We start from the raw sequence: 9,581 nt of genomic DNA, 5'->3' as shown, positions 1-9,581 counted from the left end.
AGTGAGTACATGGAGAAATTCAGTGTATCTCGCCTGGTGGGAGCGCCTCCGGGCTATGTGGGTTACGAAGAAGGCGGTCAGCTGACGGAGAAAATCCGCCGCAAGCCATACTCTGTGGTACTGCTCGACGAGATCGAAAAAGCTCACCCGGACGTGTACAACCTGCTCTTGCAGGTATTGGATGATGGTATCCTGACGGATGGTCTTGGCCGTAAGGTAGACTTCCGTAACACGATCATCATCATGACATCGAACATCGGTGCACGCGACCTGCAGGACTTCGGTGCTGGTATTGGTTTCATGTCCAAGAGCAAGCAGGAGAACGTGGATGACATCATGAAGGGCACGATTGCCAGTGCGTTGAAGAAAACCTTCTCGCCTGAATTCCTGAACCGCCTGGATGATGTGATCGTGTTCAACTCACTTGGTCGTGAAGACATGCACAAGATTATCGAGCTGTCGCTTGGCAAACTGTTCAAGCGCATTGAGGCCCTGGGTTACAAGATCGAGCTCACTGACAAAGCCAAGGATTTTGTGGCCGAGAAAGGCTACGATCCGAAGTATGGTGCCCGTCCGCTGAACCGTGCTATTCAGAAGTATATCGAAGACCCGATTGCGGAGGAGATACTGAAAGCCGAGATCGCACAAGGTGACACCATGATGGTAGACTTCAAGGAAGGCGAAGAGAAATTGACTTTTGCTTCTAAAAAGAGCAATGGCAAGAAGCCGAAAGGTATAGCCAATGACGGAGAAGAGGAAGAAACAGAGCCAACCAAGTCGTCTGGTGACGGTGAGAAATCTGACAAATAAGGTTTAAGACCTATTATATAAGGGCTGTTCCTAACGGGGCAGCCCTTATTTTTTGACTTTATCTGAAAGATATACACTGATCAGGAGCCAAATTTTGCTTTTAGTATAGCTGATTTCGGCTGATAGTTTTTAAATTTGACAATTATTCAATCGATATTCCATAAAACAGATATACCCTATTTCATGGCAGGAGACATCAGACAGAGCCAGATAGAAACGCTGGAGCGCAAAAACGCCGAAGCCTTGCTAGGCGGCGGACAGGACAGAATAGAAGCACAGCATAAAAAAGGCAAACTGACGGCCCGTGAGCGCATTCACCTTTTGATGGATGAGAACTCTTTCGAGGAGATCGGTAAGTTTGTGATGCACCGTTCCAAGGACTTCGGTCTGGACAAGCAGTACTTCCTCGGCGATGGTGTGGTGACCGGCTACGGCACCATCAACGGACGTCTGGTCTACGTGTTCTCACAGGACTTCACGGTATTGGGTGGTTCGCTTTCTGAAACCCATGCTGAGAAGATCGTGAAGATCATGGAGCTGGCCATGAAGAACGGTGCACCGGTGATTGGCCTGAACGACTCCGGTGGAGCCCGTATCCAAGAGGGTGTGGTTTCGCTGGGTGGCTATGCTGACATCTTTTACCGCAACACACTGGCTTCTGGTGTAATCCCTCAGATCTCGGCTATCATGGGACCATGCGCCGGTGGCGCGGTATACTCCCCTGCCATCACCGACTTTATCATGATGGTGGAAGACACGTCTTATATGTTCGTGACCGGCCCTAACGTGGTAAAAACGGTAACGCACGAGAACGTAACTTCTGAAGAACTGGGCGGTGCGAGCACGCACAGCACTAAGAGCGGCGTAACACATTTCTCCTGCGCCAACGAAGTGGAGTGTATCAACTACATCAAAACCCTGCTGAGCTACGTGCCGCAGAACTGCGAAGAGTTGCCACCGTCGCTCCCTTACGAGGAAGCTGCTGACGAAACCCGCTCGGTGCTTGACACGATTATACCTGAAAACCCGAACCAGCCGTACGACATGCGTGAGGTGATCGAGGGTATCATCGACGCGGATTCTTTCTTTGAGGTGCACAAAAACTTTGGCGAGAACATCGTAGTGGGCTTTGCCCGTCTGGGTGGCCGCAGCATCGGTATCGTGGGCAATCAGCCTGCCGTACTCGCCGGCGTACTCGACATCAACGCCAGCACCAAGGCCGCCCGCTTCGTGCGCTTCTGCGACAGCTTCAACGTGCCATTGCTGGTACTAGAAGACGTGCCAGGCTTCCTGCCGGGCACGGATCAGGAGTGGCGCGGCATCATCACCAACGGTGCCAAGTTGCTTTACGCTTTCTGCGAAGCGACTGTACCGCGCATTACGGTAATTACCCGCAAGGCCTACGGCGGTGCTTACGATGTAATGAACTCCAAGCACATCGGCGCGGATATGAACTATGCCTGGCCAACTGCAGAGATCGCAGTAATGGGTGCGCAGGGTGCTGCCGAGATCATCTTCAAGCGCGAGATTGCTGAGGCGGAAGATCCAGCTGCGAAACTGGCTGAGAAGGTACAGGAGTATAAGGATAAGTTTGCCACGCCATACCGTGCTGCACACCGTGGCTTCATCGACGAAGTAATCATGCCAAGCGAGACACGCGCTAAGCTGATCAAGGCCTTTAAAATGTTGGAGAACAAGGCTGTGAGCCTGCCTCGCAAGAAGCACGGCAACATCCCGCTTTAACTGCATTGAATAACGAGCATGTACAGTCACAGAACATCTGGCTGTACATGCTCGTTATGTTTAACAACCATTGTCTATACATTACTGAAAACGACACTGATGAGAAAAGAATCATTCGAGTTCCTTGAGAAATATCTGAACAACTCCTCTCCTACCGGCTTCGAGTCTGAAGGACAGAAACTGTGGCTGGAGTATGTGAAGCCGTACATTGAAGATTACTTTGTGGATACCTACGGCACCGTAGTAGGTGTGATCAACCCAGAGGCGGAATACAAAGTAGTGATTGAGGCACATGCCGACGAGATCTCCTGGTTTGTAAACTACATCACGCCGGAAGGCTATATCTACCTGAAGCGCAACGGTGGTTCTGACGCCCTGATCGCTCCTTCCAAAAGAGTAAATATCTATACCTCCAAAGGCATCGTCAAGGCAGTTTTCGGATGGCCAGCTATACACGTGCGCAAGGTGGAGAACGACAAGGCCCCTACCATCGAGACCGTGTTCCTGGACTGTGGTGCCAGCAACCGAGAAGAGGTGGAGAAAATGGGTATACACGTAGGCTGCGTAGCTACCTTTGAGGACGAGTTTACAGTGATGAACGACAAGTTCTACGTAGGCCGCGCCTTAGACAACCGCGTGGGTGGTTTTATGATCGCTGAGGTAGCCCGCATGATCCACGAGCGCAAGCACAAGCTGCCTTTCGGTTTGTACATCGTGAATGCGGTGCAGGAAGAGATTGGCTTGCGTGGCGCTGAGATGATTGCGCACCGCATCAAGCCGGATGTGGCCATTATCACCGACGTGACCCATGATACGCAGTCGCCGATGTACGACAAGAAGAACAGTGGCGACATCCACTGCGGAAAAGGCCCTGTGATTGCCTATGGCCCTGCGGTGCAGAACAACCTGCGCGACCTGATCATTAATACCGCACAGGAGAAAGATATCCCGTTCCAGCGCTCCGCCGTTTCACGTGCAACCGGAACCGACACGGATGCGTTTGCATACTCTAACGCCGGTGTTGCTTCGGCTCTGATCTCCCTGCCATTGAAGTACATGCACACGACAGTGGAGACGGTACACAAAGACGACGTAGAGAACGTAACGAAACTGATTTATGAGACATTGCTAAAAATTGAGGACAATCAGGATTTCCGATACCTGAAATAGAAATCGCTTTTAGCCCTAGAGAACCACACAGCGCCTGACTGGCTTGTGTGGTTTTTTGTTTTACCGCCATCCCAAATTGCTTACTTTTGAACATGCGCTTCCCTTATACCTTCACCGACCAAATGGGCCACAGCATTACGCTGCCGCAACTACCGCAGCGAATTGTGTCTTTGGTGCCTTCCCAAACAGAGCTTCTTTTTGATCTGGGGTTGGAAGACCGCATCGTGGGCCTGACCAAGTTCTGCATTCATCCAAAAGAGAAGGTAAAACAAAAGACTATCATCGGTGGCACTAAGAACTTCAAGCAAGAGGTGATCGATGAATTGCAGCCCGACCTGATCATCGGAAACAAGGAAGAAAACTACGAAGAAGGTATAGCTCAACTGCAGGGAAAGTATCCGGTGTGGATGAGCGACATCTATACCTTAGAGGACTCTCTGCAGATGATCAACCAGTTAGGGCAGCTTACCGGAACAGAGGCGAAGGCCGAAGAATTGACGCAAGGTATAGCCGCTGGCTTCGGGCAGCTGCAGCCTTTTCAGACTACTATACCTACGGCTTACTTTATCTGGCGAGGGCCCTACATGGCGGTGGGCAGTGACAATTTCATTGACCACATGCTGCAGCGCTGCGGCTTTTCCAACATTTTCGCTGACCAGTCCCGCTACCCGGAGGTGTCGCCGGAGCAACTGCAGGCTGCGGCTCCCAAGTTAATTCTTCTATCTTCAGAACCCTATCCTTTTCAGGAGAAGCACTTCGCGGAATTTCGGGAGATGTGCCCGGAGGCAGTAATTAAAGTGGTGGATGGCGAAATGTTCAGCTGGTATGGGAGCAGGTTGCTGAAAGCTCCAGAGTATTTGCAATGTGTAATTAAGGAAGTAGGCGAGGAATCAAATTAGCAAAGACAATGAACGAGATACCAGGTATAGGAGAAATTTTCATTTATGAAACTGAGAGCGGACAATCTACGATTGATGTAAAATTACAGCAAGAAACGGTGTGGCTTACTCAGAAAGAAATGGCAAGACTTTTTGAGAAAGGACGTGCCACTATCACGGAGCACATCAGAAATGTATTTAATGAGGGGGAGTTGGACGAGAAACAAGTATGTCGGAAATTCCGACATACTGCCGAAGATGGCAAAAGCTACCTAACTACTTATTATAATCTTGACGTGATTATCTCTGTTGGCTACCGAGTTAAGTCCAAACGAGGCACACAATTCAGGATTTGGGCAACCAACATATTGCGCAAACATTTGGTTGAGGGCTATACCTTGAACGAAAAACGGTTAAAAGAACAAGCCCAGAAGTACAACGACCTCAAACAAACAGTTAAGCTGCTACAGAATGTTATTCAGCGGAAAGAGCTTTCAACGGATGAGAGTACAGGTTTACTTCAAATTATAAGCGATTACACATATGCGCTTGACATACTTGATGACTACGACCATCAACGCTTAGCCATACAGGGCACACATAAAACAGAGTATTTCAGGATTACATATGATAGCGCGATTGCTGCCATACGCACTTTAAAAGAGAAATTTGGCGGTTCTGATTTATTCGGTCGTGAAAAGGATGAGAGTTTCCAAAGCTCTGTCAATACCATTTATCAGACATTCGGTAACGAAGAACTATACCCATCCATGGAAGAGAAAGCGGCTAACCTGCTTTATTTTGTGGTAAAAAATCACTCGTTTTCTGATGGCAACAAAAGGATTGCGGCATTCTTGTTTGTGTGGTTCATGGAGAAGAACCAGCTCCTATACACTGCATACGGACAAAAGCGCATTGCAGACAATGCATTGGTAGCTCTTACTTTATTGATTGCTGAGAGCGATCCCACAGAAAAAGACATGATGATCAAAGTAGTAGTTAACTTGATCAACCAAAGCAATTAGAAGTTGTTTTATGAGTACCGCTCCAACAACCTTTCGGCCCGCTCAGCTATACCTTGAAAATAAGCAGCGTCTTCCTGCACTTGCGCTGCCGATTTCCCTAAAACTTCTCGCTTGTTCATTGGGTCAGTCAGATTGGCGAACCTGATGATCTTAAAAACCCGCTCTGCCTGTATGGCGGCTCCTTCCACCGCCTGTTCCAGTTTCCCGATCAGCAATTGCCTGTAATCCTTTTTTTCGATCGCCTCTTCATCCAGCAAGCGCAACACGGCAGCCACAGCCTCGTCTTCGAAGATTGTGCCGATGGCAATATCGATAAGCTTCTCAGTAGAGGGTGCGGGGAGGCGCATCAGAGTAAGGTAGCCTCCGCCCTGCTTGGCCGCAGTGGCATAGTACTTCAGCCAAAAGGAATTGGTGAGCGGGTCTTTGTAAACTGCAGCATACCCACCTTCGGCAGTCTCCATCAGCTCGAACTGCGGTAGCAAAACCTCGATCAGGCCAGCATCTCCGTACAAATAGCGCTTTCCCATTAGTTATTACTCAATAATCACTATTCATTCGCTGTTACTTCAAAGCCCATTTTCTCCAGATCTTCCCAAAACCGAGGGTAGGACTTGCGCACCACATGCGGCTCCTGTATCTGGATAGGCTGCAACAAGGCGATCGGAGCAAAGGCCATGGCCATACGATGATCTTCGTAGGTTCTGAAATTCAACTCCCGATTGGTCAACAAGGTCGGGTTCATTTGAAAGATCCCGGGGGTCCTTTCTTCCAGTGAGGCACCCATACTCAGCACCTCAATCTGCAACGCCTGAATGCGGTCTGTTTCTTTGATGCGAAGGCTCTCCAATCCGGTCATCTCTACGGCTATACCTAAGGCTGCACACAGCGCCACATTAGTCTGTGCCAGATCGGGGCAATTGCTAAAATCGAAGGTTACTCTTTTCTCCGCATGCTTTTTTGTGAGACGCACTCCTTCTTGCTTGAACTCGGTATGTACACCCAAACGTCGCATGATGTCCACAATGGCTTTATCGCCCTGATGGGAATCTTCACGCAAACCCAGCAAGGTCACATCCGCCTCTTTGGCCAGGGCCACCATGCTATACCAGTAGCTTGCCGCTGACCAGTCCGACTCTACCGCGAAAGTAGCGGGTTGATATTTTTGATGTGGCACGGTGATCGTGTTACCCTCAAAGCTTGCCTCTACCCCGAAGTGCTTCATCAAAGCTAAGGTCATTTCGATGTAAGGCCGTGAGCTGATCTTACCGTCCAGCTCCAGTTCCAGCCCATCGGGTAACAAAGGTGCTACCATGATCAAAGCGGAAATGTACTGGCTGCTGATGTCGCTGCGCACTTTCAAGTGCTTTTTGCCGCTGCCTTTAAAGCCGCTGATCTGAAGGGGCGGATAACCTTCTTCGCCCAGGTATGCTATACCTGCGCCCAGTTCCTGCAAGGCCTCTACCAACACCTTGATCGGGCGCTGGCACATGCGATCGGTTCCGGTAAGTGTTTTTTGCTGCCCTGTCACGGCGTAATAGGCCGTTAAAAAGCGCATCACTGTCCCCGCATCTTCGGCGTCTATGGTATCCGAGTCGCTGTTCAGGAGTCTTTGCAGGAGTTGGGTGTCGTTGGCTTCGGAGAGGTTCTGCAATTCGGATTTTCCCCCAGCCAAGGCTGCGATAATTAAAGCACGGTTTGCCTCGCTTTTGGAGGCAGGTAATTGTACACGACCCTTCAGTATACCTGTAGGGTGCGAAAGAGTAACGGTTTTTGTCATAGTAGCTGGTAATAGCGCAATGCTTCCTGTATCTCTGCCACAGTCACAGGCTGGTCCCAAACAGCCTTGCCTATACCTTGCAATAGCGTACAGTTGATAGTGGAGTGAGTATTTTTCTTGTCCTGCAAGGCCAGTTTGGACATCGCCTGAACATCTTCTTCGGTGAGTTTTACCTTTTCATAGATCGACACCAGAAAAGTCTCGATCTGATCCAGTTCCCGCTTTGTGATCAAGTCTTTCTTCAAGGACAAGTAAGCCTCGCACAGCACCCCTATCGCAATGGCCTCTCCATGCAACAGTTCACGACCGGCCTGCTCCATCAGGTAACTTTCTACGGCGTGGCCCACCGTGTGGCCAAAGTTGAGCACTTTGCGGTAGCCGCCTTCCAAAGGATCGGCCTCCACCACGGCTGACTTTATACCTATAGAATGACGGATCAGATCATCCCAATTTTCAGTAAATAGCCCGATATGGCGCTGTTCTTCAAAAGCGGCCGCGTCGGCGATCAGCCAGTGTTTGATGATCTCGGCATAGCCTGACTTGAGCTGGCGCTGCGGAAGCGTGTTCAGAAAAGAGGGATCGATAAAAACGGCTCTAGGCTCTTTGTATACCCCGATATGGTTTTTAAGTCCGTGAAAGTCTATACCTGTTTTGCCGCCCACGCTGGCGTCGACCTGGGCAATTAACGTAGTAGGCACCTGCACAAAGTACATTCCGCGTTTAAAAGTAGCAGCACAGAAACCACCCATATCCCCGATCACACCGCCACCCAGATTCACCAACACCGACCACCGGTCCAGATGGAGCTCCGTCATGCGCTGCCAGATGTGTTCGCAGGTCTGCAGGGTTTTGTTTTCCTCACCGCTCTTTATCTGGATGATATCATGTTCGGGAAGGTAGGGCTTTACCTGTGGATAACAATGGTGCAGGGTGTTCTCGTCTACCAGTACGGCTACTTTCGAGAAGGCAAGATTCTGCAGCACCGTTTGAAGCTTTGGCAGCACGTCTCGCCCAATGTATATGCTTTCAGTCACGCGGATTAGGTTTTAGACAGGTATAAGTTTAAGAAAAAGCATCGGAACCGGACCGACGTTCAGGTATACGCTTACGAAGCCTGTTCCGGCTTGGTATCAGGTTGCAATTCCGGATTTCCGGTCTGCATGATAATGGTTTGTTTCCGGATGGACTCTACATGAATCAGCTTGTAAAGCTCCTCCACAAAAATTGGGTTTATACCTGCTTCGGTTGCCCAGTCGGCACGGGTCCGAAAAATCTCCTTCCAACGCTCTAGCTGCAGCACCTGCACGTTGTTCTGTTTTTTATACTCCCCTATCTGTTCTACCAAGGCCATACGCTTAGCCAGGGCAGTGATAATATCATGGTCTGCGGCATCAATCTGCAGGCGCAATTCCTCCGCCCGGCTCACCAGTTCGGCATCATCATAATTGGTTTTGCGCACCTGCAGCTTGTCCAGAATTTCGGCCAGGGCTGCTGGTGTTACCTGCTGCTCCGGGTCGCTTAGGGCTTCTGCCGGATTGGGGTGAGTTTCAATCATCACGCCGTCATAGCCCATGTCGAGTGCTCTTTGCGACAATGGGTGTATCAGTTCGCGGGTGCCACCAATGTGACTAGGGTCCACGATCACAGGTAGACCCTGAAAACGTGCCTTCAGCTCGATGGGGATCTGCCATACCGGCAAGTTGCGGTACTTAGAGGCTGGTAAGAAGAGAAGCCACGGTGAATGGCGGCCAGATCCGTTATACCTGACTGGTAAATGCGCTCAATCGCACCGATCCACAATGCCAGGTCCGGGTTCACGGGTTTTTCACCATCACAGGCACTTGCACGCCCCTCAGCGCATCGGCTATTTCCTGCACGGCAAAGGGGTTTACAGTGGTGCGGGCACCGATCCAGAGTACGTCTATACCTTGCTTCAGTGCCTCCTCCACGTGCCGACCAGTAGCCACCTCAGTCGTTACGCGCATACCCAGTTCACGCTTCACGCGACCCAGCCACTCCAGTCCCAGCCAGGCCTATACCTTCAAATGTGTTGGGCCGGGAACGCGGCTTCCAGATACCGGCCCGGAACAGGTGCACATTCAGCTTTTTCAGAGCCTCCGCCGTTTCCATCACCTGCTGTTCACTCTCAGCGCTGCAAGGTCCGGCAATGACCAGCGG

Annotated in this window: 8 protein-coding genes and 1 pseudogene; 5 read left to right on the top strand and 4 right to left on the bottom strand. The window is 50.4% G+C overall.

What is annotated here, in order from left to right:
• From O71_RS08325 to rhuM, 5 genes are all read left to right on the top strand, one after another.
• Positions 1-810: AAA family ATPase (locus O71_RS08325; protein ID WP_007655388.1), on the top strand; the 810-nt coding region annotated here is incomplete at its 5' end.
• A gap of 183 nt (positions 811-993) precedes the next feature.
• Positions 994-2,553: an acyl-CoA carboxylase subunit beta gene (locus tag O71_RS08320; RefSeq protein ID WP_007655386.1), complete on the top strand. Its 1,560-nt coding sequence runs from the start codon at positions 994-996 to the stop codon at positions 2,551-2,553.
• Positions 2,554-2,652: 99 nt separating this feature from the next.
• Positions 2,653-3,723 carry a M42 family metallopeptidase gene (locus tag O71_RS08315; protein WP_007655384.1) on the top strand — a complete coding sequence of 357 codons (1,071 nt, stop codon included), beginning with the start codon at positions 2,653-2,655 and terminating at the stop codon, positions 3,721-3,723.
• Positions 3,724-3,815: 92 nt separating this feature from the next.
• Positions 3,816-4,622 carry an ABC transporter substrate-binding protein gene (locus O71_RS08310; protein WP_040574029.1) on the top strand — a complete coding sequence of 269 codons (807 nt, stop codon included), beginning with the start codon at positions 3,816-3,818 and terminating at the stop codon, positions 4,620-4,622.
• A gap of 8 nt (positions 4,623-4,630) precedes the next feature.
• Entirely contained in the window at positions 4,631-5,626 is a 996-nt protein-coding gene (rhuM, locus tag O71_RS08305) for a virulence protein RhuM/Fic/DOC family protein (RefSeq protein WP_007655380.1), read from the top strand.
• Between the two features lie 8 nt (positions 5,627-5,634).
• Here the strand turns inward: rhuM and O71_RS08300 are convergent, their stop codons facing one another.
• The 4 genes and pseudogenes from O71_RS08300 to O71_RS08285 form a co-directional block, all read right to left on the bottom strand.
• Positions 5,635-6,153, bottom strand: a complete 519-nt coding sequence (locus O71_RS08300; RefSeq protein WP_007655378.1) for a hypothetical protein — start codon at positions 6,151-6,153, stop codon at positions 5,635-5,637.
• A gap of 20 nt (positions 6,154-6,173) precedes the next feature.
• Complete coding sequence (locus O71_RS08295) at positions 6,174-7,403, bottom strand: 3-phosphoshikimate 1-carboxyvinyltransferase (RefSeq protein WP_007655376.1); 1,230 nt, start codon at positions 7,401-7,403, stop codon at positions 6,174-6,176.
• Complete coding sequence (aroB, locus tag O71_RS08290; protein WP_007655373.1) at positions 7,400-8,437, bottom strand: 3-dehydroquinate synthase; 1,038 nt, start codon at positions 8,435-8,437, stop codon at positions 7,400-7,402. Before aroB ends, O71_RS08295 begins: the two co-directional genes overlap by 4 nt.
• 71 nt (positions 8,438-8,508) lie before the next feature.
• Positions 8,509-9,581, bottom strand: a pseudogene (locus O71_RS08285) (chorismate mutase); the annotation flags it as partial.

It is taken from the genome of Pontibacter sp. BAB1700, from assembly GCF_000277005.1.
GTDB lineage: Bacteria > Bacteroidota > Bacteroidia > Cytophagales > Hymenobacteraceae > Pontibacter > Pontibacter lucknowensis.
Note: the sequence above shows the minus strand (reverse complement) of the source record. Positions and strands in the feature narration are given on the sequence as shown.